We start from the raw sequence: 26,082 nt of genomic DNA on the forward strand, positions 1-26,082 counted from the left end.
TCGCACCGAACCGTGAGGGAGCGGATCGGCAGATAGACATAACGGCTGCCCCGTCACGATATGTCGGTCGCGCGTTCCGGTGATCCGAAGTCCCGGAGGCCGGGATCAGCCGCCCGATCCTCGCGCTCTCCGCTGGTCCCGGCCAGTGAGACGACGCCCCAGAGGCAATTCACGCTCCCCTAGCGTCGGGCGTCGACACTGCCCCTGGAAAGGACGGGACTCATCGTGACGATCACTCAGTCCGACAACGACGAGGTTCGCGAGATCCAAGCTGGAACCGCGCCCACTCGCTTTGCACGTGGATGGCACTGCATTGGACTCACGGAGTCCTTCAAGGACGGCCAGCCGCACTCGATCGAGGCGTTCGGCACCAAACTTGTCGTCTTCGCCGACAGTGAAGGCAACGTCAAGATCCTCGACGCGTACTGCCGTCACATGGGTGGCGACCTGAGCCAGGGCACCATCAAGGGCGACGCCATTGCCTGTCCGTTCCACGATTGGCGTTGGGGCGGCAACGGCAAGTGCCAGAAGATTCCGTATGCACGCCGCGTTCCCCCGCTCGCCAAGACGCGCGCATGGCAGACCCTCGACCAGGACGGCATGCTCTTCGTCTGGCACGACCCCGAGGGCAACCCGCCGACCGACGACGTGGCCATCCCCCGCATCGAAGGCGCGCTCAGCGACGAGTGGAGCGACTGGGTCTGGTACACAACCACCGTCGACACGAACTGCCGAGAAATCGTCGACAACATCGTCGACATGGCGCACTTCTTCTACGTGCACTACTCGTTCCCGACGTACTTCAAGAACGTCTTCGAAGGCCACGCAGCAACGCAGTACATGCGCGGCGTCGCTCGCTCGGACATGCGTCCGCACGCAGCAGGCACCCCGAAGATGGTCGGCAGCAACTCGGTCGCCACGTACTTCGGTCCCTCCTTCATGGTCGACGACCTGACCTACGAGTACGAGGACTACAACGTCGACTCCGTGCTCATCAACTGCCACTACCCGGTCAGTGCGGACAAGTTCGTGCTCCAGTACGGCATCATCGTGAAGAAGTCGGATCGTTTCCAGGGCGAAGCCGCCGACGCGATGGCCGCGAACTTCGGCACGTTCATCGCCAAGGGCTTCGAGCAGGACGTCGAGATCTGGAAGAACAAGACTCGCATCGAGAACCCGCTCCTGTGCGAAGAGGACGGTCCGGTCTACCAGCTCCGCCGCTGGTACGAGCAGTTCTACGTCGACGTCGCGGACATCGCTCCCGAAATGACCGAGCGATTCGAATTCGAACTCGATACCGCACGCCCCGTCGCCGCCTGGCAGAAGGAAGTCGAAGACAACCTCGCGGCGAAGAAGGCCGAAGAAGATGCAGCCTCTTCAGTGCGCTGAGTGCAAGGCGCAGGTCCTGGTCCAGAAGAACAGTTGGGAACACACCACTGTTCAGTGGAGCGACCAGGCCCGCGCCAAGTGCCTCGAAATTGCCGACGAACGTGAATTCGGGCAACGAGAGGGTCGACCGGGTGCTCCCCGCAAGGAGTGCGGCGCCTTGATCGCGTCCATCGTCAATGCGGCCAGGGCCGGGAAGATCGAGATCCTCGACGAAGACCCGGTGCCCAAGCCGATCGTCGACAACAGTGAACCCGTACCGGCTCCGTTTCACTAGCCAAGCCAACATCTTTCGAAGAAGGTAGTAATGATCGATCCTCAGTACTACGGCCCGTGGGCAGTCATCGCCGGCGGTTCCGAAGGTGTCGGCGCAGGGTTCGCCGACGAGCTCAGCAAGCTCGGCATCAATCTGGTGCTCATCGCCCGCAAACCGGGTCCGCTCGAGGAGACCGCGTCCAAGGCGCGCGCCAATGGCGTCGAAGTACGCACTCTCGCATTGGATCTGCTCGTTCCCGACGCGCTCGATCAGATCAAAGCCGTCACCGACGACGTCGAGGTGGGTCTGCTCATCTTCAACGCCGGTGCCAACAGCTACGGCCATGAGTTCGTCACCGGCGATCTGAACGGATTTGCCGGAGTCATCGAGCTGAACATCAACAAGCAACTCGAACTCTCGCACCACTTCGGCGGTTTGATGAAGGATCGCGGACGCGGCGGCATCATGCTGCTCGGTTCACTTGCGGGCTTCATGGGTTCCGAGCACCAGAGCATCTACGCGGCGTCCAAGGCATTCGGGCGCATCTTCGCCGAAAGCCTGTGGCTCGAACTCCAACCGTACGGTGTTCACGTCGTCGAGTTCATTCTCGGTGTCACTCGCACACCGGCTATGATTCGCGCGGGACTGAACTTCGACATCCCGGGAATGAACGTCGCAGAGCCCGAAGATGTTGCACGTGAAGGTCTCGAACACCTTGCCGACGGCCCGATCTGGGTTGCTGCAGGAAACTACGAAGGCGCCAAGAAGCGCAGTGGCTTCCCCCGAGACAAGATGGTCAAGGGCGCTGCCGAAGCGATGCGTAAGCTGCTCAACCGCTGACATCTGCTGTGCGCCTTTATTAACCCCCCGACGTTAAGAAAGGCGCACAGCATGAGCATCGACATCACCACTCTCCTCGACGAACGCGAGATCACCCGCGCCATCTTCGAGTTCGCGCGAGCCATGGACGCCCGCGACTGGGATGAACTCCACCGGATCATGACGCCGGACGCTACGGCGGAACTGGGCACCGGAACTCTCCGCGGGCCCGCCGAGGTCGTGGCGTCCATCCGCTCGTTCCTCGACGAGTGCGGACCCACCCAACATCTGATCGGCAACGTTCTGGTCGAGGTGGTCGGCGATCTCGCCACCAGTCGCTCCTACGTCAGCGACATGCATGTGGGCACCGGAAGCAAAGCTCACCTGAACTTCTTCACCCTCGGCGACTACCACGATTCTTGGGCTCGGGTGGACGGCGCGTGGCGAATGACGCACCGCACCAAGCATTCACACGCCAGTCAGGGATCTATCGAGGTTCTGGGCGCCGGCCCCAGCGCTTGGCGGAGCTGACTCAGCTCAACATCGACGAACGGCCTGTCGCGAGCGGACTCTTGCTGGTGAGTCCGCCGTCGAGCACCAGAGTCTGCCCCGTCATGTAGCGAGATTCGTCCGACGCCAGGTAGACCATGGCGTGTGCGATGTCTTCGGGTTCGCCGAGGTAAGGCAGGGCGTTGGCCTGCTTCATGCCTTCGATGACGTCAGCTGGGATGTTGTCCACGAGTGCGGGTGTCATGATCGCACCCGGCGCTACAGCGTTGCACCGAACACCGTTCGCTCCGTACTGGACTGCAATGTATTGAGTCAACCGGATGACCGCCGCCTTGGCTGATCCGTAGGCAGATTGCAGGGAATCGCCGATCAATCCACCCACCGAGGCCGTGTTGACGATCGATCCTCCGCCGGCACTGTTCATGTGCGGAATGGCAAGGCGTGAAGCGACCACGGTGCTACGCACGTTGAACGACATCACGCGATCCCACTCTTCCAAGTCCATCCGGAGCAGGTCGAGATCCTTGCGCGGATTACTACCGCCCACGTGATTGCACAAGACGTTGATGCCGCCGAATTCGGCGACCGCCTTTTCGATCATCGCAGCCAGAGAGTCCTCGTTCATGACGTCGACGCCGAAACCCAGTGCATTGCCACCGGTCTCGCGTATCGCCGTCGCCGCTTCCTCGGCTCGCGCCGGATCGAGGTCGGCAACCAGCACCTTCGCGCCTTCTGCCGCCATGAGTTCTGCTGCTGCACGCCCGATTCCACTGGCGGCGCCGGTGATCACCACGTTCTTGCCTTCGAGCCTGTTCATATCCGTTCCCTTCGCGGAGAATCGCCATACCCGGATCTCACGTGCCCGGAATTGACAGCTGGGCGATTAGCCGATCACTACCAGTGAACGCAGGTTCGACGGCTGCGTCCAACTTTCTTGAATGAACTCACAAGTACGTGACCACTGCCCGTGCGCCTGCTACACCGCCGAAATCGAGTGGCGACGGCAGGCTCGACTGTGCTGAAGTGGCACTATGCAGATCTCTGTTCGACCGCTGTCCATCGACGACCTCGACCGTGCCGCCGAGGTTCTCGGCGAGGCCTTTGCCGACTACCCCTGGACGAACTGGTGCGTCGCCGAAGACTCCCACGTGGAACGCGTCGCGGCTCTGCAACGGATCTACCTCGAACACCTGGCACTACCGTTCGGGCGTTCCTACATCGATGATTCAGGCAACGGCGTCATCGCAGTCCTTCCGCCGGACACACCGGAGCCTGATGAAGCGACGGTCGCGAAGATCGTGGAACTGCACGGAGAACGGTTCGAGCGCGTACTTCAGGCAGACGAACAACTCTCTGCGCTTCCCGTACCCGAGCACGCGTGGTCGCTGGCAACGATCGGTACGACCCCGCGCTCACGCGGAACCGGATTGGGTTCTGCACTACTGAAACATGCTTTGGCGGAGCTGGATCGAACCGAACAGGATTGCTGGCTCGATACGTCGACCGAACGAAATCTACCGCTGTACCAACGGTTCGGTTTCACGATCGCAGGCGAAATCTCACTGCCCGACGGACCGACGGTCTGGCGGATGCACCGCATTCAGAGCTGATTCGCCGATTTCAGTAGTCTCCGAATCATTTTCGACAAAGACCCATACTGGGTGATCGTATTGACGGCAATCCACCTCGACACCGGCCAGGTCCTGGTCCACGAGAAAACCCCGACCGACAGCAGTTGATCGTCGTCGAGGGTCTCGACGTAGCTGCGTAACAACGCCACGGCAGCTTCCAATCGATCCCGAAGCTCCTGAGCCGGAATGTCTGTGCTCGCGTCGACAACCGACTGATTCAGTGCGGGTGTTTGCGTCCACTTGTAACCCGCCGCCGGCGTCTGCGGAGTCTCGTCTCGCAGCCCGGCACCTATCCACTCTGCGACGGCCTCTGCCCACCAGACGCGCACCGCCAGTACGTCGTGCACCGTCCACCCGTCGACGGCAATGGCGTCGAACAAATCGGCGTCGACGACGCCGTCGAGTAGCACGTCGAGTTTCGAATACGCCGAGTCCAGCTCACTCGCCAGTTCTTCGCGTGACAAGGTCTGCGCCACAATGCCTCCGAACGATCAGTAAAGAACGAAGAAGCGGGGCCATCTCGACTCGACGGCCCCGCATTCGACACTAACGTCCTAGCGACTTCAGTTGAGCTCCCCCAGGAACCTTCCGAGGTTCTCGGCGATCTCCTTCGACTTGGTGTGGTGCAGATAGTGGTCCCCCTCCAGCAGCACCAACTCGCCATGATCAACGGAGGCTGCCTGGCCTTCGTGCAGCGCTGTCCAGCCTTGGACCTTCGAATTCTGTACAGCGAACAACAGAATCGGAAGATCGGCCGGGAACGTCTTGCCGATCGACTCGGCGAAGTTGCTCGAGAGGTGATCCATTTCGTTGAGGTACGTGTCGCTGAAGTTGTTCTTCGCGACCAGTCGGCTCATCTCTGCCTTCTCGGCATCATCGAGGTATGCATCGGTTTCCTCGCTGCCACTGAGTCTCGCCAGAACGTCGGAGAATCCCAATTTCTTTGCAACGCGGAGGGCTTCGATCGGAAACTTGGTGTCCATGTTCGGCTGCCCCGGGACACTGCTGTCGATGCCCACGAAAGCGGTGACCTCGTCGCGATACTTCGTGGTGTAGTCCAGCGCATAAATTCCGGTGATGGAGTGACCCATGAGGATGTACTGGTCGATCCCCAGAGACTGCACAGCCTCATGTATTTCTCCGACGATGTTCTCAGCCGTGCGGTCCTTGTCCGTTGCGTCGCTGTACCCGTAGCCGAAGGGTTCGATCGTGACGACCCGGTAGTCAGGTGCAAGTTCATCGATGAGCGACTTGAAGTCGAGGATCGGTGCGGACGTTCCGAACCCCGGTAGCAGCACAATGGTCTGATCGCCGTTGCCGCGGATCGAGTAGCTCATGTTCTTTCCGTCGACGGACACGAACTGGTTGCCCGTCTCCCCGGTCGGAACGCTCGCCTTGCTGGAGCTGACATTGAACACGAGCGCAATCGATACCAGCACAACCAGAACTACGGACACCGAAGCAACCACCCTCAGTGCAACGGTACGAATCTTCTTCATTCTCATCCTCATCTTCTCGGGCGTCGATACGGCTAGGAAAGGCTCGATAGCGAGGCCGCACTGGTCTCGTCGAGCACACGCAACACGTTGTTGCCCATCAGCTTTGCCAAGTCCTCTGCGGACCAACCGCGTTCCGCCAGACGGTCTATCAACACCGCGAAACCGGATACGTCCTGCATACCGTCCGGAAAGTCGTCGAACCCATCGTAGTCACTACCCAAACCGATGTGGTCGATGCCCGCGACGTCTCGGGCATGCTCGACGTGATCGGCCAGATGGTCCACCGTCATCGCAGGCCGTGGGCCGACCCGTCCGCCCTTGAACCACTCGTTGTATTCGGCAGAAAGGAACATGGGCACAAAGGCGATCATGATCACGCCTCCGTTGTCCGCGAGCAACCGCATGACGTCGTCGGGAACATTGCGTGGGTGACCGCACAGCTGAGTGCAGGACGAATGGCTGAAGATCACCGGTGCCGACGACGTCTCGATGGCATCTCTCATCGTTTCCGCCGAAACGTGCGACAGGTCGACGAGTACGCCGAGCCGATTCATTTCGCGCACGATCTCGCGACCGAAGTCGGTGAGACCGCCGTGCACTCGCGTATCCGTCGCGGAGTCCGCCCACCCGGTGTTGTCGTTGTGCGTCAGGGTCATGTACCGAAGACCAAGGCGCGCCATCATTCTCAAGACACCGAGCGAGCTGCCGATGCTGTGACCGCCCTCCGCGCCCAACAAGGACGCGACCTTGCCCTCACTCCAGATTCGACGCACGTCGTCGCCGGTGCGCGCGAATTCGAAAGTATCCGGGTACCGCTCGATCATCCGGTACACGAAGTCGATCTGTTCGAATGTGTACTGAACCGCCTCTGGCTCGGTCATGTCACACGGGGTGTAAATCGACCAGAACTGCGCACCGACTCCACCGCGACCGAGTTTGTCGATATCGGTTTGGAAGATGGAATCCTTCTCGAGATTCTCCACCGAGTAGTCGGCAGTCTCGCGAGCCGTCCATGCCAGATCGTTGTGACCGTCGATGACCGGCGCAAGGCCGTAAGCATCCAATGCCGCTGGGTGATTCACGTCCGGGAAAGGAGCGAGCGGTTTCATCATGAGTTGTCCTCGAGAAAGTAGTGCGGGCAGGTCGAGGGCCCTCATCGCCCTCGACCTGCCCGAGATTTCATTCAGCGGAGAGAATCATCTCGCCGCGGCTAGTCGGAAATCTTCTTGAAAAGTCTTGTCATGTACAAATATTCTTCGCCATCGATCGTGAGATGAGCCATCTCCCCCGAGGCGCTCTCGTTACTGATCGAGAACCGGGAAGCAGACAGCGGCACGACCTTGGTGGGCGGGGCCGGGGGCTCGCCGTCGATCTCGACCTTGGCGAAGTTCTGAACCTGGAATCCGCCGTCGTCGCCGCGCGTGAGTTCGATTCGAACGGTGGTCGATTCATAGGTTCCGAGAATGTGCGACAGGTCGATCTCAGCCGCATCCGCCTCGGACTTCGGTTCCGGCAGAACGAGATCAAGCTCCTGAGCGATCTCCTTCTCGATGTCGTGGGCGAGTGCACCGCCGCCACGCGAATTGGTGACAACGGCCATGGCCAGGCCGAGTTCGGGGAAGGTGTGAAAACGAGTGATCTGGCCGATCGTCGCACCACCGTGCTGCGCGGACGTCACACCGCCCCAGTCGGACAGGATCCAGCCGAGACCCCAAGCCTGATCGACGCTCGAGACCGCGGTCAGGTCGAACTGCGGGGTGCGCATCAGACGCGCGGATTCTTCGGACAGAATGCGCTCACCCGTCAGAGCGAGTCCGTCACGCATGTGTGCAGCTCCGAACGTCAGCAGAGAGCTGACAGATCCGGTGATGATGCCGGCCGGTCCGATACCGCGCGGGAGCAGCCACTGTTTGGTCGGAACCACCTTGTCCGGCGCCGTCCGATCCGGGTTGGCCACGTGGCCGACGGCGGTGCGGAACAGCGGGGCGTCCTTGGCCTTGGTGATGATGTGCGTCAATCCGAGTGGCTTCCAGAGGTATTCGACCAACGCCTCGTCCCACGTCATCTCACGAAGGACCTCGACGATGCGGCCGGCAACGGCAAAACCCGCGTTGCTGTAACTCAGATGCCCACCGGGCTTGGTGACGCTGATCGCCGTAGCGAGTTCGTCGACGTACTTCTCGACGCAGTCGTCACCGTCACCGGTGTCGTTGAACAGGTCTCCGTCGATACCGCTTGTGTGCGTGAGCAACTGGCGGATCGTGATTTCCTTCGTGTTGGAAGGGTCTGCGATCGTGAACTCCGGAAGCACCTCCACCACCAGGGTGTCCAACGTCAGCTTGCCCTCGTCGACGAGTTGCATGATCAGCGTCGTCGTCCAGATCTTGCTCGCGGATCCGTACTGGAACAGAGTGTCGGCGTCGACGTCGACGCGCGTGTTCAGGCTCGTCACTCCGGTGGTGATGACACGCATGTCCGCAGTGCCGTCTTCGCCCAGCGCGATCACACCGACCTGCGCACCCGGTACCGAATGCTTGGCTGCCAGTTCGTCGAGGCGTTCCTGCCACTTCGGGGCGACAAGTAGGTCCTTGGGCAAGTCGGTCACAGGTCGAACTCCTTCGATCATGGAAGCGAGTGGCTTGGACGGTGTTGCTGCGATCCGCTCGGGTCTCACTCGTCGGGAAGTGAGGTTGCGGAAGCGATAACCGTCCACCCATGATCTCAGTGTGCTCGCAGTCACGTCCTGGTCGATTGCACCGAAGTTGCACCCGAAAATGGTGCGATCGGACGAGCCTGTGTTCAGGTCTCGCCATTCGAAGCGATCAGCGCTCGAAGGTTCCTTCCAAGCGATTGCGCGAACCCGGATGGATCAAGCGCGCCGCACTGACCAACCCGTTGGCCGACCAGGTGCGGCGGCGAATCAGCAGGCACGGTTCCCCTCGATCTATGCGGAGCAGTTCGCATTCGTCCGGGCTCCCCAACACCGCTTCCACGACGTGCTCGCCGCGAACCAGAGGCGCAACGTCACTCAGGTAGTTGTTGGGGGTGATCGCGGTGAAGTCCTGGCGCAGGTAGTCGGGCGCCTCGTTCGGATTCACGAACCGGTCTTCCACCTGAATCGGAGTTTCGTCCTCGAAGTGCACCATCAGCGAATGGAACACCCGTTTACCCACCGATTCACGAAGGAACGTCTGACCGTGGTCGGTTTCTTCCTCACGAACGAACACGACCTCGGTTCGATGACGGTGGCCGCGCCGCTGAATCTCGTCGGCGATGTTCTTGACTTCGAACAGCGGGGACGCGGTCTTCGTGGCGGCGACAAAGGTACCGACCCCCATCATCCGCACGATCAGACCGTCGCTGGTGAGTTCGCGAAGCGCTCGATTGATCGTCATACGTGACAACCCCAGCGCACTGACCAGTTGATTCTCCGAAGGCAACTGATCACCTTCGGTCCATCGACCCGAGTTGATCTGCGAGATCACGAGGTTCTTGACCCGTTCGTAGGCAGGGGCGGACTCGCCGCCTGCCTCGTTGAACAGCACGGCGAGTTCTGCGTCCACTTCAGCAATCGCCATCGCCACCACCCGTTCGTCGAAAACCACCGAGTCGGTTCTCCCGTTCGGCCTCCGAAGTCTATCCGCCTGGTGCACCTTTCCGATCCAACCGCGAGCGCCGGCGCCCGACCTACCCCACCATGCGCCGCAATTGGCTCGTCGCAACCGAAAGCGCAGCAAGATCGTGTTGCCCGGATGCCTCGATCTCCGCGAGCGCGAGAGTGGACCTCTCTATTCTCGACGCATTCCTTTCTTCCCACCTCGCAAGTTTTTCCGCTGTCGAGTCACCTGTTTCCGCGTCGGCCAAGACGTCGAGGGTCAAGGCTCGCACCGTCGAGTACAACTCGTCACGCAACGACAACCTCGCCAACGCATTCCATTTTCCGTCCTTGCTCAATGCAGACACTCGGTTGAGCATCGGCACGAGCCCGACGTGCTCACCGAGCCGGAAGTAGAGTTCGCCGGTCTCCGAGATCGCGCGATCGGCGAGGTCCGCGATCTCCACCACGTCGAGCAGTCCGAACTGATCGAGCAGAATCTCCACTCGCCTGACCAGGTTCTCGGGCGCGCCCTTGTCCGTGATGAGGACCGTTCGCGCAGCCAGGTTCCGCTGATCGGCGCCCACCAGCCAGCCACCGAGTTCTGCCGACGCCTCCGCGATGCGATCACCGAATCGGCTGATCTCGGCCCCGACTGCCAGCGGTTGAGGCCGACGCGTCAGCATCCACCGTGACGCCCGGTCGAGCAGTCGTCTGGTGAGCAGGATCAACTCGTCGGATACGGCAGTCGAGATCGAGGCTTCGCTGATGTCGTTCCACAATTCCCACAGTCCGAATACCTCGGAGACCACGGTGAAGGCACGCACTGCGTCTTCCGGATCGGCGCCGACCTCTTCACCGAGCCGATACACATAGGTGATGCCGCCACGATCGACCACATTGTTCGTCAGCACGGTCGCAACGATCTCGCGCCGCAGCGGGTGCCGGTCGAGGGCGTCACCCCCGGCATCTCGAACACCCTCCGGAAAATAGTTCGCCAGCGCCTCACGGTAGATCTGATTGTCTATCGAACTTCCCGCCAACAGCGTGGATTTCAGATCGAGCTTGACGTGCGCCATCAGTGTGGCGAGTTCCGGTGACGTCAGCCCCGTTCCCGTCTTCTCGGCCGCGGCGAACTGTTTCTTGGTCGGAAACCCCTCGATGGCTCGGTCGACGATCCCTCGGGATTCGAGGCTGGAAATGACCCTGCCGTGCACACCGATCATCGACGCCGCGTCCGCACGCGTGGTGCCCATCAGTTCGTTCTGTGAACGGTTGTCTGCAAGAACGAGTTCGGCGACCTGGTCGGTCAACGATTCCAGCAGTGCGTCACGATGTGAGTCTGCGACGACGCCTGAACTGATGAGGGAGTCGAGATGGATCTTGATGTTCACCTCGTGATCGGAGCAATCGACGCCCGCAGAATTGTCGAGGGCATCTGTGTTGATCCGCCCGCCGTCGCGTGCGTATTCGATACGCCCCGCCTGGGTGAGACCGAGGTTGCCTCCTTCACCGATCACTCGAGCACGGACTTCGTTGCCGTTCACCCGAACCGCGTCGTTGCTCTTGTCGCCGACTTCGAGGTCGGACTCACCGGACGCCTTGACGTACGTCCCGATACCGCCGTTCCACAACAGATCTGCCGGTGAGCACAGAATCGCCCGAACCAGCTGCGGTGGAGTCAGTTCGGTGACGTCGTCTTCGAGACCCAGCGCCTGACGCATCTCGTCACTGATCGGGACGCGCTTCGCCGAGCGTTCCCACACTCCGCCGCCCGCACTGATCAAGGTCGGGTCGTAGTCGGCCCACGAGGATCGCGGGAGAGCGAAGAGACGTGATCGCTCGACGTACGAGCGCTCCGGTGACGGGCTCGGGTCGACAAACACGTGCCGATGATCGAACGCCGCGATCAGGCGAATGTGCTTGCTGCACAACATGCCGTTACCGAAGACGTCGCCGCTCATGTCTCCGATCCCCACCGTGGTGAAGTCGTCGTTCTGGGTGTCGACGCCGAGCTCACGGAAGTGCCGCTTGACACTTTCCCAGGCGCCCTTCGCGGTGATACCCATGGCTTTGTGGTCGTACCCGACCGACCCGCCGGATGCAAAGGCGTCGCCGAGCCAGAATTCGTACTCCGCGGCCACCTCGTTCGCGATGTCGGAGAACTTTGCAGTTCCCTTGTCCGCGGCGACAACAAGATACGTGTCGTCACCGTCGTGGCGAACGACCCTTCGCGCCGCAACAACTGCGCCGCTCTGCTTGTCGACGTTGTCGGTCAGATCAAGTAGTCCGCGGATGAAGGTTCGGTAGCAATCGATCCCTGCCGCCAACGCAGCTTCCCGGTCTGCGTCTGCACCCAGTCCTGGAACCGGCGGGCGTTTGACGACAAATCCGCCCTTCGCGCCGACAGGCACGATGACTGCGTTCTTGACTGCCTGCGCCTTCACCAATCCCAGTACCTCGGTGCGGAAGTCCTCTTTCCGATCCGACCAGCGCAGGCCGCCGCGAGCGACATTACCGAAGCGAAGGTGCACACCTGCGACATCGGGTGAGTACACGAATATCTCGAACTTCGGCCGAGGGAAGTGTAGTACGGACAGTTTCTCCGAAGGGAACTTCAGCGAGAGAGCGCCGAGCGACGCATCGTCATAGACGAAGTAGTTGGTACGCAACGTGTTACGGACCAGTTCGGACAATGCGCGCAGGATCCGATCGGCGTCGAGTCCTTGCACTTGTGCCACGGCCGTTTCCACCTCCGCTGCTGCACGTGCGCCTCGGTCTCCGTCGACGACGTCGGGATCGAAACGGCTCTCGAACACTTCACACAGACGGCCGGCGATCTCGGGATGATCGGCAAGCACCTCGGCGACGCGACTGGTGCTGTACGGAAATCCCGCTTGCTGCAAGAACTCCGCATATGCCCGCAGCACCACTACCTGTTTCCAACCGAGTCCCGCGATCGCGACAAGTTCGTTGAACGAGTCCGGCTCGGCGGAGCCGTTTCGAACCGCGGCAAACGCCGCCCCGAACCGCGCGGCAAAGTTGTCGAAGCGCTCGACCGGAGCGCTCGGATAGTCGAGCGTGAACTCGTAGATCCAGGACTGTTCCGATCCCACCGGTGCGATCTCGTACGGCCGCTCGTCGACCACGTCGACACCCAGGCTCTGCAATACCGGCAGCACCTCGCCCAGCGAGAGTGGGTCACCCGATACGTACAGTCCGAGTCGGTGAGTACCGGGTCCGTCGACAGATCGGGCCAGTCGTGGACTCACCTCTCCGGGCTCGAGGCCCTCGAACACCACCATGTCCTCGGCGGCTCGGACGGCGTCGAAATCCTGCTTGTACGCCACCGGAACTCGCTCGGCGAACTGAGCACGCCTGCGCCGCTCGTCGTAGTTCGAAGCATCCAGAACGAATCGCTCGTCCCAGGTCAGGCACGCGTCGACGACGAGGTCCCGAATCTCCCGTGCTTGTCGCGCCGTCGCGAAGTTCGCGCCGCCGCCGACCGTGGCCGTGAAATGTACGACGGCCAAGGGGGATTCCGAGACTCGACTGGAGAACTCGATATTGCGGGCACCGAGTGCGGCGGCGAGTACCGACTCGGCCGTTGTTCTGATCGTCGTACTGAATTTCTCGCGCGGAACGAAGAGCAAAGCCGACAACTCTTGATCTCGCCCCGTAGCCGGGGAACTTCCCACCGGTTGCAAGAACAGATGGATCGACGTTCGGCCGTCCACGGAAGTGAGTTCGTCCAGCGCGTCCGCGATTCGGGCCGGTTCGGCTGCCAGGAGCACTGTGACCGGAATCGACTGGATCACTGCCAGCATCGATTGTCCGACAAACGAATCGACGGAGGATCCGGAGGCATCGAAGATGTCTGCGACGCGTCCTCGCGCGAGCGGGGTTCGCCTGACGTCGGCGACCAGACCAGTCGCGGTGAAGAACCCGATGAATCGGTACGCACGGTCACCGATCGACACGTCGATCTCGGTGGCGTATTCGGATCCACCGAACCCTTGCCGGAGGTACACCACTGCGATCGAGAGGGGCGCCGCTTTCGCATCCGAAGAGCCGGTCGGATCGGGGAGCACGCCGAGGGCGTACGGCTCGTCACCGTCGATAGTCCGCACACCGCCGACGACACTGAAGTTTCCGGCGCTGCACCACCGGAGAAAGTCAGCTTCTTCGGCGTAGGCGTTCGAGTCCAATTGCTCGCGCGCCTCGTCGACGAGATCGCGCAGGGGCAAGGAATCGCGGAAGGCACGCGCAATACGGTCGAGGATTCCGGCGACGTCGTGAGCGATCACCTGCGCCTGCTCGTCCGAACAATGTGCGGGTAGTCCTATGTGAATCCATGATTCGGTCCGCTCCCCAACCTGGGAGTCTTCAGTGCTGTGCGCCGGTTGCACGACTGTGCGAAGCACGGGGTGCACCACGAATTCCGGTTCCACGCGGGCGCGGGCAAGTGTCGCCAGTACCGCTTCGACGAGCTGCGGCATGTCGTCGCCGACGTATTGGATCGCCGGGCCATCCCCTAACTCCCCGGCCGGCGCGAGTCGCGAGATCGACGAATTGAGTCCTCTTCGGTGCGAAAGGTCCATGTGCGCGGCGACAATCGCAAGCTTGCGTTCTTCGGCAAGCGCCGCGTATCGATCAGCCGACAAGCCCTCGAAATACGTACTGGACACCCTCCTCACATTCTCGGAGTCCGGTGTCGTGTCGACTGAAACGAGGCTCATGTCAGCACCTTCCGCCGAAAGCCACGCTGCTTCCGACTGGTAGTGGGTTCCATCCGCGATCAACTTGTCTATACAGGCTTAGACAAGTTGATCATTGCAGAACGTGAGCCGCGACACAACAGCTTCACCCCTGGACAAATTCGCCACCCTCGGCCATAGTCAGTTATGCCAACTAGTGGCAATTAGATTTCATTAGATGAAATTCGCAAACGCCTCGCTTCGAAGGAGCCCCCGTGACCACCCAGACCGCGCACGACATCGACAGCGTTGATCTCGCAGAGTTCCGCAGTACCGTCCGAGCCTTCGCCAACGCCGAGATCCACCCAGGAGCAGCCGCACGCGACGAGTCCAAAGAGTTCCCGGCACGGTTGGTCGAACGCCTCGGGCAGCAGGACCTCATGGGCATTTCCGTGCCGGAGGAATTCGGCGGACTGGGTCTGTCGACACGAACCCAACTGGTCGCCATCGAAGAAGTTGCACGCACCGACGCCGCGCTGGCATCGATCTACACCGCCCACTACCTGGGCCTCGAGCCGATTCTCGTCGGCGGGTCCGAAGAACAGAAGCTGCGCTGGTTGCCCCAGCTCGCCTCGGGCGAACTGCTGGCAGGCTTCGCACTCACCGAACCCGATGCCGGCTCCGACATCGCCTCGATGCGTACCGTCGCCCGACGCGAGGACGACGGCTGGCATCTCTCCGGATCCAAGACGTACATCTCCAACGCCAAGGAAGCCGACCTGGTCGTGCTCTTCGCCAAGACGGACCCGAGCGCAGGATTCCGAGGCATCACCGCCTTCGTCGTCCCCAAGGGAACTCCGGGAATCAGCTACTCGGAGCCGCAGGACAAGATGGGAATTCGTTCGGCTCCGACATACACCGTCTACCTCGACGACGTCGTTCTGCCGCTCGACTCCGTGATCGGCACCGAAGGTCGCGGCGGCAACATCGCCTTGACCGCCCTGAACCGCGCGCGCATCGACGTGGCGGCAATGGCAAACGGCATCGCGTTGCGCGCTTGGGAATTGGGACGCGAGTACGCAACGGAGCGAAAGCAGTTCGGCACGCCGATCTTCGACTTCCAGGCAATCCAGCTACTCCTCGGTGGCTGCGACGCGCAACTTGTCGCATCACGCGTCACCGCCGACTGGGCCGCCGACGTCAAGGACGCCGGCCAGGACATCCGCCGCGCCGCATCGATTTCGAAGTACGTCGCTACCGAAGCCTGCTTCTCGATCGTCGATCAAACCGTGCAGATCCACGGTGGCGCAGGTTTCATGCGCGAATCGGAAATCGAACGCCTGTACCGCGATTGCCGCATTCTCCGCATCTTCGAGGGCACCTCGCAGATCCAATTGCTCACCATTGCCGGCAATGCTCCGTCGCCGCGTTCCACCGAATTCTGAAAGGCGCGGACATGACTGCACTTCCCCCACTCGACGGCATCCGGGTCATCGACCTCTCACGTGTCCTCGCCGGGCCTTACTGCACCGCACTGCTTTCCGATGCCGGCGCAGACGTCGTCAAGATCGAATCCGAACACGGTGAAGACTCTCGGCACCTCGGCCCGTTCCGCGACGGCGAGAGCATCTACTTCAACGTGCTCAATCGCGGCAAGCGTTCGGTGGCGCTCAACCTCAAGAACGAGGAGGACCGTGAGGCGCTGCTGACGCTCATCGAGACCGCGGACGTCGTCGTCGAAAACTTTCGCCCGGGTGTCACCAAGCGCCTGGGAATCGACTACCAGGCTGCGCGGGCTCGCAATCCGCGGATCGTGTACGCGTCCATCTCCGGTTTCGGACAGGACGGACCGATGTCCGGAGCCGCCGCCTACGATCTTGTAGTCCAAGCTCTTTCGGGAATCATGAGCATCACCGGTTCGGAAGAATCCGGGCCGACCCGGTTGGGTGAGTCGTTCGGAGACCTGGTCGCCGGGCTGTTCGCTGCCTGGGGAATCAGCACCGCCCTGTTGAGCGCACAGGCGACCGGACTCGGGCAGCACCTGGACGTCGCGATGTTCGACAGCATGCTCGCCATGCTGCCGACAGCGCACAGCCAGCTGCAGTCCACCGGGCTCACTCCCCCACGCGTCGGCAACCGACATCCGGTCTCCACACCCTTCGACACCTACAAGGCCGACGACGGACTCTTTGTCCTCGCGGTTGCGAGCCAATCGGGCTTCGAGAAATTGGCGCAGACGATGAATCGCGTCGACCTGATCGCAGATCCTCGTTTTGCCGACGACACCGCCCGGACCGAGAACGAGCCGGCGTTGCGTAAGGAGATCGAAAACTGGGCTGCCGGAAAGACCGTCGCCGGCGTGGTCGGCATTCTCGGCGACGCGGGCCTCGCCGGCTCGGAGATCTGGGACGTCGAGCAGGCACTCACCTCCGCGCAGGCCGAGTATCGGGGGGTCGTCGAATCGTTCGAGCACCCGGTAGCAGGAAAGATCTCCTACGTACGGCAACCCGTCGTGTTCGGTGAGAGCCGACGCCCGCAGGTTCGCCGCAGCCCCCTGCTGGACGAGCACCACGGTGAGGTGCTGCCGGGCTCGCGATAGATTCAGCGCAGACATCCCTCGGCACTTGGAGTAGGACATGGCCCCCGGCGACGTGACCCGCAGCGCGAATCGCACGTTCGAACTTCTCGGTGCGATCGTCGAGCACGGCGGGTTGACGCTCGGCGACGCCGCCAAGGCGACCGATCTGGCAACCAGTACCGCGCTTCGCCTGATCAGAAGCCTCGAACAAACCGAGTTCGTCGTCCGCGGCGAGGACAACGTCTATCGCGTCGGCCCGCGGCTATTGCAGATCGGGGCTCGCGCTCTCGGCGACAATCAACTGTTGCCGAGGGCCCGGCCCGCGATGAAGGCCATCGCCGAAACCACGAGGGAGTCGACCTATCTGTCGACGATGGGACCGAAAGACACTGCGCTGTATCTCGATCAGATCGAGGGCACACACGCTATCCGTCACATGGGTTGGGTTGGCCAGAGCGTTCCCCTGGACGGCACCGCCGTCGGCGCAGCGTTGAGCGGCAAGGTAGGTGAGAGCGGGTACGCCATCGCCCACGACACCATCGAGGATCACTCGACCGGAGTTGCAGCGCCGATCTACAACGCAGTCGGTCAGATTGCGGGCGCGCTCAGCGTGGTCGGCCCGACCTTCCGTCTGACGGACGAGGTCTGCGCCAGCCACGGCCGCGTCTTGGTGGAGCACTGCGCCCGGTTGTCCGCTGAACTAGGCAGCCAGACTCACTAACCGCCCCGAGCACTTGGCGATCCAGTCTCGTATCCGAGACAATGTGATTCCCCCGCTCCGCCTTCCGACCTACCTGTAAGGACATACCCCCATGAGCACGAGCCGCGTGAAATCCGCTGAGCGTGTGCTCGACGTGCTCGATCTCCTGGCTCGTCGGGGTGTGCCGCTGGCGACCGCGGAAATCTCCAGCGCCCTCGACCTGCCGAAGAGTACGACGCATCATCTTCTCAACGTCATGCGAGATCGACGGTTCGTCTCGTACTGGGCTGATCAACGCGCCTGGACCCTGGGTGTCTCGGCGTTCGAAGTCGGTGCGTCGTACATGCGCTCCGGCCCACTGCACCGCGAGGGCCAACGATTCATGCTGGCCCTTACTCAGTCGACGGATGAGACGTCCCATCTGGCGGTACTTCAAGGTTCCGATGTCATCTACCTCGACAAACGTGAACCGCTCAAGCCGGGCGTGCGGTTGGTGACCGAAATCGGGACCCGCCTTCCGGCTCACCTCACCGCAGTCGGGCGGGCGATTCTGAGCCGTCTGGATGCAGAACAGATCAGCGCGCTCTACGAGGGATACACCTGGCCGACGCGGACCGGAACGGGACCGTCGACGCTCCCCGAACTGCGAGAACTGCTCGCCGCAGCGCGCGAGAGCGGGTATGCGGTCGAAGAAAATGCGACGACATCCGGGATCAATTGCATCGCCAGTCCTGTGATCACGCGGGACGGCCGTCCGGTCGCAGCTCTCGGCGTCACCTTCCTCTCCGGCTCCAAATCCGCCGAGGAGAGTGCACTGATCGCCGACCGAGTACGCACGGTCAGCGCCGAGTTCTCCGCCGATCTCGGCGATCGAATGGTGGAGACTCCGCCCGCCGACATGTAACAAATTTCTCCGTTCCGGCCTTCTCGGGTCTTGTTTTCGTCTCATATTCAAGACTAGAGTCTCGTATACAAGACTTTATTAGACAGCCATCGCATCATCATTGGAGTCCCATGAACGCCACCCCCGCCACCCGGACAGCCACCCGGACAGCCACCCGAACCATCGAGGTCGGAATCGGCGCTGTCACCATCGCCGACGTCGTCGACGTCGCGCGCAACGGTCACGGCGTCGCATTGACCGCGGACTCACTGGCCGCGATCGCCGAAAGTCGCGCACGCATCGAGGCCCTGGCTGCAGACCCCACGCCGGTCTACGGAGTTTCCACGGGATTCGGCGCACTTGCCACCCGCCACATCCCGGCGCATCTGCGGACGCAGTTGCAGCGCAGCCTGATCCGCTCACACGCGGCAGGTTCGGGCCCGGAAGTCGAACGCGAAGTGATTCGGGCCTTGATGCTCCTGCGTCTGTCGACGCTCGCCACCGGACGGACCGGAGTGCGCCCTGTAGTCGCACAGGCGTACGCCGACCTACTCACTGCAGGCATCACCCCGGTGGTCCACGAATACGGCAGCCTCGGATGCTCGGGAGATCTGGCGCCACTGGCACACGTGGCGATGGCGATCATCGGAGAAGGTTCCGTCCGCACCGCGGACGGTGAACTCACCGATGCGGCAACGGCATTGGCTGCCCATGGCCTCGAACCGGTGGTCCTGGCTGAGAAGGAAGGCCTCGCACTGATCAACGGCACCGACGGGATGCTCGGCCAACTGGCCCTCGCGATCACCGATCTCGATCATCTGCTCAAGTTGGCCGACATCGCGGCCGCGATGAGCGTCGAAGGTCTGCTCGGCACCGATCAGGTATTCGCCGCCGATCTTCAGGCTCTTCGTCCCCACCCCGGGCAGGGCGCGGCGGCCTCGAACATGGTGCGCTTGCTTGCCGACTCCCCGATCGTCGCCAGCCACGCGGGCCCTGACTGCACCCGAGTTCAGGACGCGTATTCACTTCGCTGTGCCCCGCAGGTCGCCGGCGGCGCACGCGACACCGTCGATCACGCCCGCCTCGTCGCCGGACGCGAATTGGCCAGTGCTGTCGACAATCCCGTCGTCACTCTCGACGGAAGGGTTCGTTCGAACGGCAACTTCCACGGAGCTCCCGTGGCTTACGTCTTGGACTTCCTCGCCATCGTGACCGCGGACGTCGCCGGTATCAGCGAACGCCGCACCGACCGATTCCTCGACGTAGCACGCAATCACGGTCTTACCCCCTTCCTCGCTGACGATCCCGGAGTGGACAGCGGACTGATGATCGCGCAGTACACGCAAGCTGCCATCGTGTCCGAACTCAAGCGACTCGCGAGCCCCGCCAGTGTCGATTCGATTCCCTCCTCGGCCATGCAGGAAGATCACGTCTCCATGGGATGGTCGGGTGCACGCAAGCTCCGCCGGTCCATCGACGGTCTCACCCGGGTACTTGCGATCGAGATACTCACTGCAGCACGAGGAATCGATTTGCGCTCCCCTCTCGAGCCCTCCCCCGCCACCGGAGCAGTACTCCGAACCCTGCGCGAGAAGGTGCAGGGACCGGGTACCGATCGCTTCCTGTCGCCCGAGATCGAGGCGGCAGTGGACTTGGCCGCGTCCGGCGCACTCGTTGCCGCCGCGGAGAACGCGATCGGTGCCCTGGCATGACCGCGCCCGGAGCGCTGAGGCCTCGTCCTCGACCCGAGATCGAAGCACTTCCGCGATACTCCAAAGCAGCCGGCCTCGAGCAGGTTCGGTGGCGGGCGTCGAGCAACGAGTCGACGGTTGCACCCTCGGCCGCAATTCTCGACGCCGTCAATCTCGCGGCGTCACAATCACACTTGTACCCGTCGTTGTTCGGCGACACGCTGATCGCCCGGTTGAGCGATCGCCTGGGCGTCGGCGACGACCAGGTATTGGTCGGCGCCGGTTCGTTGGCACTGCTCCAGCAGGTATTGACTGCGTACACGGGTCCGGGCACCGAGGTCGTCTACCCGTGGCGCAGCTACGAGGCGTACCCGATACTGATCGGAATCGCCGGGGCGAGCGGTGTCCCCGTCGCACTCGATTCCGAACATCGGCACGATCTGAGTGCAATGGCGGCAGCCGTGACCCCGCAGACCCGTGCGGTACTCGTCTGCAACCCCAATAATCCGACCGGTAGCGAGTTCTCGACCGCCGAGTTCGTCGCGTTCGCCCGCGCAATCCCGAGCGATGTCCTCATCCTCCTGGACGAGGCCTACCGGGAGTTCGCGACCAGCGACGTCGACGGCGTCGACCTGCTTCGAACCTTTCCCAACATCGTCGTCTTCCGAACCTTCTCCAAGGCTTACGGATTGGCCGGACTTCGTGCCGGCTATGGCGTCACCAACTCGGCGATCGCAGCCGATCTTCGCAGCGCTGCACCGCCCTTCGGCCTCAGCGCAGTTGCCGAGGCCGCGGCCTGCGCGGCCCTGACCGATCCGGCGCACACCGATTCGATAGTCGAAACGGTGACTGCGGGTCGCGCTCACCTACGTGAGCAATTGACTCTGCGCGGCGTCGAGACGGTCCCGAGCGGCGCCAACTTCGTGTGGATCCCCCTCGGCGAGAGAGCGTCTGCACTCGAAGCGGCCTGCGTCGCGCAAGGTGTCTCGGTCCGGATGTTCCCCGGCGAGGGAGTGCGGGTCACCGTCGGCGAGCGGGCAGCAGAAGACGCCGTGATCGCCGCTGTGGACGCACTCGCACACAACCTTTGACCGACTGGAGATAAGAATGTCCGTCCACGAACTCGCTCGGTCGATCGGTTCGAGTCGCCTGATCACCGACCCGTCGGTAATGGACTCGTACCGTCGCGACGAGGCCCATCTCGCCGAACCCGGCCAGCCGGCGGCCGTCATGCTCGCCGAAACTGCGGTCGACATCTCGGAGGCTCTGAAATGGGCTACTGCTCACCGGGTCCCGGTGGTAACTCGCGGCGCGGGAACCGGTTTGGCGGGCGGGTCGACAGCCGTCGAGGGCTGCCTGGTCATCTCGACCACTCGCATGCGCTCGATTCTCGAGGTCAATCCGGACGATCAGCTCGCTGTCGTGGAAGCCGGGGTGATCAACGCCGACATCAGTCGAGCGGTAGACGAGTACGGGCTGATGTACGCCCCCGATCCGAGCAGTTTCGAGATCTCCACGATCGGTGGAAACATCGCCACCAACGCCGGCGGACTTCGATGTGTGAAGTACGGCGTCACCCGCGATTCTGTCTTGGGTCTCGAGGTGGTGTTAGCCGACGGTCGGATCGTGCGGACGGGCCGAAGGACCGTCAAAGGTGTTGCGGGATACGACTTGACCAGTCTTCTCGTCGGCTCGGAAGGAACTCTCGGAGTCGTCACGAGCGCCACCCTCAAGTTGCAGCCCAAGCCCAAGAGAGCACCGGTCACCGTCGTCGGCAGTTTCGATTCTCTCCGCTCGGCAGCGGACGCAGTTGCCGCTGTCGTTCGTGACGGGATCGGGCCGAGTCTGTTGGAGCTGATCGATCGAGCGACTCTGCGCGCAGTCGACGACTGGAAACGAATCGGATTGGAAGACAACACGGCCGCGATGCTGATCGCACAGGCCGACGGGGTCGACGCCGACGCAGCAGCGGCAGCGATGGAGAACCACTTCGAGCAGGCCGGCGCAGATTTTGTCGCCGTCTCACAAGACGCAGCGGAAGCCGCGCAGCTACTCGAGATCCGCCGGCTCGCCTACCCCGCGTCCGAACGACTCGGGCAATGCCTCGTGGAAGACGTCGGAGTTCCGCGGTCGAAACTGCCCGACATGCTCGAAAGTATCGACCGGGCGGCGGCCGAGCACTCGGTGAAGATCATGACGGTCGCGCATGCCGGTGACGGCAACGTCCATCCGACGTTCGTGTTCGACCGCAGTCCCGACGGCTCGGTTCCCGACGCCGTGTGGACCGCCGCAGACGAGGTCTTCCGGCGCGCTCTCGAACTCGGCGGAACCCTGACGGGCGAGCACGGCGTCGGAGTTCTGAAGCGACGCTGGCTCTCTCTCGAGCTCGGCGAGGACAGCATGCAACTGCACCGATCAATCAAGGCCGCGTTCGATCCGCTCGGAATCCTCAACCCGGGTAAGGGTTTCTGATTCCCGAGTGGTGTTACACAGCATTTACGTGAAAACGGGTTCCGGGTATTGACGCCTGTATATACAGGCATATACATTTATCCGCAGTGACAGTGACCCAGCGCACAGAGCGCCGAGCAACAGGCACAAAGCACGAAGAAGGTGGGCAATACCCCGACGTCGATTCCGTCGCTCGACGGGCTCGCAGCAGAAAGACAGGCCTATGACTCACGATGGACCGGCCGAGGTCATCCTCACTCCGGAACGACGCACTATCGACGTCGTCCCGGATGCAGAACGACACGGCACCCCGCGCAGCCAGTTCACTCTCTGGTTCGGCGCCAACATGCAGATCACTGCAATCGTCGACGGTGCCCTCGCCGTCGTATTCGGCGCCGACGCCATCTGGGCGATCGTCGGACTTCTGATCGGCAATATCTTCGGTGGCGCTGTCATGGCGCTGCACTCCGCACAGGGTCCGCGCATGGGCCTCCCCCAGATGATCTCGAGTCGCGCACAGTTCGGTGTCAAGGGAGCCGTCGTCCCGCTCGTTCTCGTCATTTTGATGTACCTCGGCTTCGCTGCCACGGGCACCGTGTTGGCCGGACAAGCCGTCAACAAGATCCTGCACATCGACAGCCCCACCGTCGGCATCGTCGTCTTCGGCCTCCTCACCGCATTCGTCGCGGTCACCGGCTACAAGCTCATCCACATCGTCGGCAAGGTCGCGACCGTCGTCGGCATCGTCGGATTCTCCTACCTGGCCGTTCGACTGTTCCTCGAGTACGACGTCGCCTCATACGTCGGCATCAAGGGCTTCGACATCGTCACCTTCCTGCTCGCGATCTCGTTGGGTGCCGGTTGGCAGCTCACCTTCGGCCCGTACGTCGCCGATTACTCGCGTTACCTGCCGCGCAGCACCTCCGAGAGCACCACCTTCTGGTCGACGTTCCTCGGCAGCGTCATCGGATCGCAGTGGTCCATGACCTTCGGCGTCCTCGTCGCGGCCTGCGCCGGCGATGCGTTCCTGGGTAACCAGGTCGGCTTCATGGGAGACCTGGCCGGGCCGGCCGCCATCGCCTTCCTGATCTACTTCGTCATCCTGGTCGGCAAGCTGACGGTGAACGTGCTCAACGCCTACGGCGGATTCATGTCGATTCTGACCACCGTCACAGCCTTCAACGGACAGTCACGAATCTCGAGCACCGCACGCACCCTCTACATCCTCGGTTTCACTGCGATCTCGGTACTGATCGCGATCGCCGCCAGCGCCGACTTCCTGGACAACTTCAAGAACTTCGTCCTGGTGTTGCTCATGGTGTTCACGCCGTGGAGTGCGATCAACCTGATCGACTACTACCTGATCTCCAAGGAGCGCATCGACATTCCGGCGCTGTACGACGTCAACGGTCGATACGGCGCATGGAACTTCACCGCGCTGGCCTGCTACGCCGCCGGCGTTCTCGCCCAGATCCCGTTCCTCGCGCAGAAGCTGTACACCGGCCCCGTCACGGACATGCTCGGTGGCGCCGACATCTCCTGGATCGTCGGAATCGTGTTCACCGGCCTGATCTACTACCCACTCGCCAAGCGCACCAGCAATCCGCCTGCGTCGATGATCTACCCCGATCACACCGCGATGACCGACTCTCGCGTCTGATCCCCCACCACTTTTCGAACAGCTCGAACTTCAGCAAGCTAGGAGAACACAATGGAAATCAGCACCCCCGGCCACGAGCCGCGCCCCGTCCGTGCTCCCCGCGGCCCCGAGCTCACGACGCTCGGTTGGCAGCAGGAGGGCGCCCTGCGCATGCTCATGAACAACCTCGACCCCGATGTTGCCGAGCACCCGGACAGCCTCGTCGTCTACGGCGGAACCGGTCGCGCAGCACGTAGTTGGGCTGCCTTCGACGCCATGGTCGCCACGCTGAAGACGCTGAAGAACGACGAGACCATGCTCGTCCAGTCCGGCAAGCCGGTCGGTGTTTTCCGCACCAACGAGTGGGCACCGCGAGTGCTGATCGCCAACTCCAACCTGGTCGGTGACTGGGCGAACTGGGAAGAGTTCCGCCGTCTCGAAGACCTCGGCCTGACCATGTACGGCCAGATGACCGCAGGCTCCTGGATTTACATCGGCACCCAGGGAATCCTGCAGGGTACGTACGAGACCTTCGGCGCCATCGCGAAAAAGCGCTACAACGGATCGCTCGCCGGAACGATCACCCTCACTGCGGGTCTCGGCGGCATGGGCGGCGCTCAGCCTCTCGCCGTCACGATGAACGACGGCGTCGCGATTTGCGTCGACTGCGACATCACCCGCATCGACCGTCGTATCGCCCACAAGTATCTCGACACCAAGGCCGACAGCATCGAGCACGCGCTCGAATTGGCGACCGCGGCACGCGATGCGAAGAAGCCACTCTCCATCGGCCTCGAAGGCAATGCGGCAGAGATCTTCCCGGCGCTGCTGGAGATGAAGGCCCCCATCGACATCGTGACCGACCAGACCTCGGCGCACGATCCCCTCGCCTACCTGCCGATCGGCATCGACTTCTCCGACATGAAGACCATGTCGGAGAAGGATCCGCAGAAGTTCACCGAAGATTCCCGCAATGCGATGGCCGCACACGTCAAGGCCATGGTCGGATTCATGGATGCCGGCGCCGAGGTGTTCGACTACGGCAACTCCATCCGCGACGAGGCTCGCAAGGCCGGCTACGACCGCGCTTTCGACTTCCCCGGATTCGTTCCCGCCTACATCCGCCCGCTCTTCGAAGAAGGCCTCGGCCCCTTCCGCTGGGCAGCACTCTCCGGTGATCCCAAGGACATCGAGGCCACCGACAAGGCCATCCTCGAACTCTTCCCCGAGAACGAGCACCTGCGCCGCTGGATCACCATGGCAGGCGAAAAGGTTGCCTTCGAGGGCCTTCCGGCTCGCATCTGCTGGCTCGGATACGGTGAGCGTCACCTCGCGGGTCTCAAGTTCAACGAGATGGTCGCCTCGGGCGAGCTGTCCGCACCGATCGCCATCGGCCGCGATCACCTCGACTCCGGATCGGTCGCCTCGCCGTACCGCGAAACCGAATCGATGATCGACGGGTCCGACGCGATCGCCGACTGGCCGCTGCTCAACGCCCTGGTCAACACCGCGTCCGGCGCTTCATGGGTTTCACTTCACCAGGGTGGCGGAGTCGGTATGGGACGCTCCATCCATGCAGGACAGGTGTGCATCGCCGACGGCACCGAACTCGCAGCCAAGAAGCTCGAAGCAGTTCTCACCAACGACCCCGGTATGGGCGTCATCCGGCATGCCGATGCAGGATACGACCACGCCATCGACACCGCAGCCACCCGCGGCGTCCGTATCCCGATGACCGAGAACTGAA

The 26,082-nt window shown here is 62.4% G+C and carries 21 protein-coding genes; 14 read left to right on the forward strand and 7 right to left on the reverse strand.

The window, feature by feature from the left end:
• Positions 1–225: 225 nt before the first annotated feature.
• The 4 genes from ACFT1A_RS09750 to ACFT1A_RS09765 are packed head-to-tail and all read left to right on the forward strand — an operon-like array spanning position 226 to position 2,992.
• Entirely contained in the window at positions 226–1,389 is a 1,164-nt protein-coding gene (locus tag ACFT1A_RS09750) for a Rieske 2Fe-2S domain-containing protein (protein ID WP_378446803.1), read from the forward strand.
• Positions 1,367–1,663 carry a hypothetical protein gene (locus ACFT1A_RS09755; RefSeq protein WP_378446804.1) on the forward strand — a complete coding sequence of 99 codons (297 nt, stop codon included), beginning with the start codon at positions 1,367–1,369 and terminating at the stop codon, positions 1,661–1,663. The genes ACFT1A_RS09750 and ACFT1A_RS09755 overlap by 23 nt, the downstream gene beginning before the upstream one ends.
• 30 nt (positions 1,664–1,693) lie before the next feature.
• A complete protein-coding gene (locus ACFT1A_RS09760; RefSeq protein WP_378446805.1) occupies positions 1,694–2,482 on the forward strand; it encodes an SDR family NAD(P)-dependent oxidoreductase in 789 nt (262 codons plus the stop codon).
• Positions 2,483–2,533: 51 nt separating this feature from the next.
• On the forward strand, positions 2,534–2,992 hold the full coding sequence (locus tag ACFT1A_RS09765) for a nuclear transport factor 2 family protein (protein ID WP_378446806.1): 459 nt from the start codon (positions 2,534–2,536) through the stop codon (positions 2,990–2,992).
• A gap of 1 nt (position 2,993) precedes the next feature.
• On the opposite strand, the gene ACFT1A_RS09770 is transcribed toward ACFT1A_RS09765, so the two are convergent.
• A complete protein-coding gene (locus tag ACFT1A_RS09770) occupies positions 2,994–3,788 on the reverse strand; it encodes an SDR family NAD(P)-dependent oxidoreductase (RefSeq protein WP_378446807.1) in 795 nt (264 codons plus the stop codon).
• 214 nt (positions 3,789–4,002) lie between these two features.
• Here ACFT1A_RS09770 and ACFT1A_RS09775 point away from each other — a divergent pair, with 214 nt between their 5' ends.
• Positions 4,003–4,581 carry a GNAT family N-acetyltransferase gene (locus ACFT1A_RS09775; RefSeq protein ID WP_378446808.1) on the forward strand — a complete coding sequence of 193 codons (579 nt, stop codon included), beginning with the start codon at positions 4,003–4,005 and terminating at the stop codon, positions 4,579–4,581.
• Here the strand turns inward: ACFT1A_RS09775 and ACFT1A_RS09780 are convergent.
• From ACFT1A_RS09780 to ACFT1A_RS09805, 6 genes are all read right to left on the reverse strand, one after another.
• Positions 4,572–5,078, reverse strand: a complete 507-nt coding sequence (locus ACFT1A_RS09780) for a ClbS/DfsB family four-helix bundle protein (RefSeq protein WP_378446809.1) — start codon at positions 5,076–5,078, stop codon at positions 4,572–4,574. The genes ACFT1A_RS09775 and ACFT1A_RS09780 overlap by 10 nt on opposite strands.
• A gap of 87 nt (positions 5,079–5,165) precedes the next feature.
• Positions 5,166–6,101 (reverse strand): alpha/beta fold hydrolase, encoded by a 936-nt coding sequence (locus ACFT1A_RS09785; RefSeq protein ID WP_378446810.1) that lies wholly within the window; start codon positions 6,099–6,101, stop codon positions 5,166–5,168.
• Between the two features lie 32 nt (positions 6,102–6,133).
• On the reverse strand, positions 6,134–7,213 hold the full coding sequence (locus ACFT1A_RS09790; RefSeq protein WP_378446811.1) for a dipeptidase: 1,080 nt from the start codon (positions 7,211–7,213) through the stop codon (positions 6,134–6,136).
• A gap of 98 nt (positions 7,214–7,311) precedes the next feature.
• Positions 7,312–8,706 carry a serine hydrolase domain-containing protein gene (locus ACFT1A_RS09795; protein WP_378446812.1) on the reverse strand — a complete coding sequence of 465 codons (1,395 nt, stop codon included), beginning with the start codon at positions 8,704–8,706 and terminating at the stop codon, positions 7,312–7,314.
• A gap of 217 nt (positions 8,707–8,923) precedes the next feature.
• A complete protein-coding gene (gene hutC / locus ACFT1A_RS09800; RefSeq protein ID WP_378446969.1) occupies positions 8,924–9,679 on the reverse strand; it encodes a histidine utilization repressor in 756 nt (251 codons plus the stop codon).
• Positions 9,680–9,788: 109 nt separating this feature from the next.
• Positions 9,789–14,435, reverse strand: a complete 4,647-nt coding sequence (locus ACFT1A_RS09805; protein WP_378446813.1) for an NAD-glutamate dehydrogenase — start codon at positions 14,433–14,435, stop codon at positions 9,789–9,791.
• A 233-nt stretch (positions 14,436–14,668) separates the two neighbouring features.
• Here ACFT1A_RS09805 and ACFT1A_RS09810 point away from each other — a divergent pair, with 233 nt between their 5' ends.
• The 9 genes from ACFT1A_RS09810 (at position 14,669) to hutU (ending at position 26,081) form a co-directional block, all read left to right on the forward strand.
• On the forward strand, positions 14,669–15,838 hold the full coding sequence (locus ACFT1A_RS09810) for an acyl-CoA dehydrogenase family protein (RefSeq protein WP_317552051.1): 1,170 nt from the start codon (positions 14,669–14,671) through the stop codon (positions 15,836–15,838).
• 11 nt (positions 15,839–15,849) lie between these two features.
• A complete protein-coding gene (locus ACFT1A_RS09815) occupies positions 15,850–16,992 on the forward strand; it encodes a CaiB/BaiF CoA transferase family protein (protein ID WP_378446814.1) in 1,143 nt (380 codons plus the stop codon).
• Between the two features lie 37 nt (positions 16,993–17,029).
• On the forward strand, positions 17,030–17,692 hold the full coding sequence (locus ACFT1A_RS09820; RefSeq protein ID WP_317552053.1) for an IclR family transcriptional regulator: 663 nt from the start codon (positions 17,030–17,032) through the stop codon (positions 17,690–17,692).
• A 91-nt stretch (positions 17,693–17,783) separates the two neighbouring features.
• Positions 17,784–18,575: an IclR family transcriptional regulator gene (locus ACFT1A_RS09825; protein ID WP_378446815.1), complete on the forward strand. Its 792-nt coding sequence runs from the start codon at positions 17,784–17,786 to the stop codon at positions 18,573–18,575.
• Positions 18,576–18,685: 110 nt separating this feature from the next.
• Positions 18,686–20,266, forward strand: a complete 1,581-nt coding sequence (gene hutH, locus ACFT1A_RS09830; RefSeq protein ID WP_378446816.1) for a histidine ammonia-lyase — start codon at positions 18,686–18,688, stop codon at positions 20,264–20,266.
• Complete coding sequence (locus ACFT1A_RS09835) at positions 20,263–21,336, forward strand: histidinol-phosphate transaminase (RefSeq protein WP_378446817.1); 1,074 nt, start codon at positions 20,263–20,265, stop codon at positions 21,334–21,336. Before hutH ends, ACFT1A_RS09835 begins: the two co-directional genes overlap by 4 nt.
• A gap of 16 nt (positions 21,337–21,352) precedes the next feature.
• Positions 21,353–22,717, forward strand: a complete 1,365-nt coding sequence (locus ACFT1A_RS09840; protein ID WP_378446818.1) for an FAD-binding oxidoreductase — start codon at positions 21,353–21,355, stop codon at positions 22,715–22,717.
• A gap of 202 nt (positions 22,718–22,919) precedes the next feature.
• Positions 22,920–24,356, forward strand: a complete 1,437-nt coding sequence (locus ACFT1A_RS09845; protein WP_378446819.1) for a purine-cytosine permease family protein — start codon at positions 22,920–22,922, stop codon at positions 24,354–24,356.
• A 51-nt stretch (positions 24,357–24,407) separates the two neighbouring features.
• Positions 24,408–26,081 (forward strand): urocanate hydratase, encoded by a 1,674-nt coding sequence (hutU, locus tag ACFT1A_RS09850; RefSeq protein WP_317552059.1) that lies wholly within the window; start codon positions 24,408–24,410, stop codon positions 26,079–26,081.
• Position 26,082 lies beyond the last annotated feature (1 nt).

This window comes from Rhodococcus sp. NPDC057135, from assembly GCF_042670865.1.
In the GTDB taxonomy this organism is placed as follows: Bacteria; Actinomycetota; Actinomycetes; order Mycobacteriales; family Mycobacteriaceae; genus Rhodococcus_F.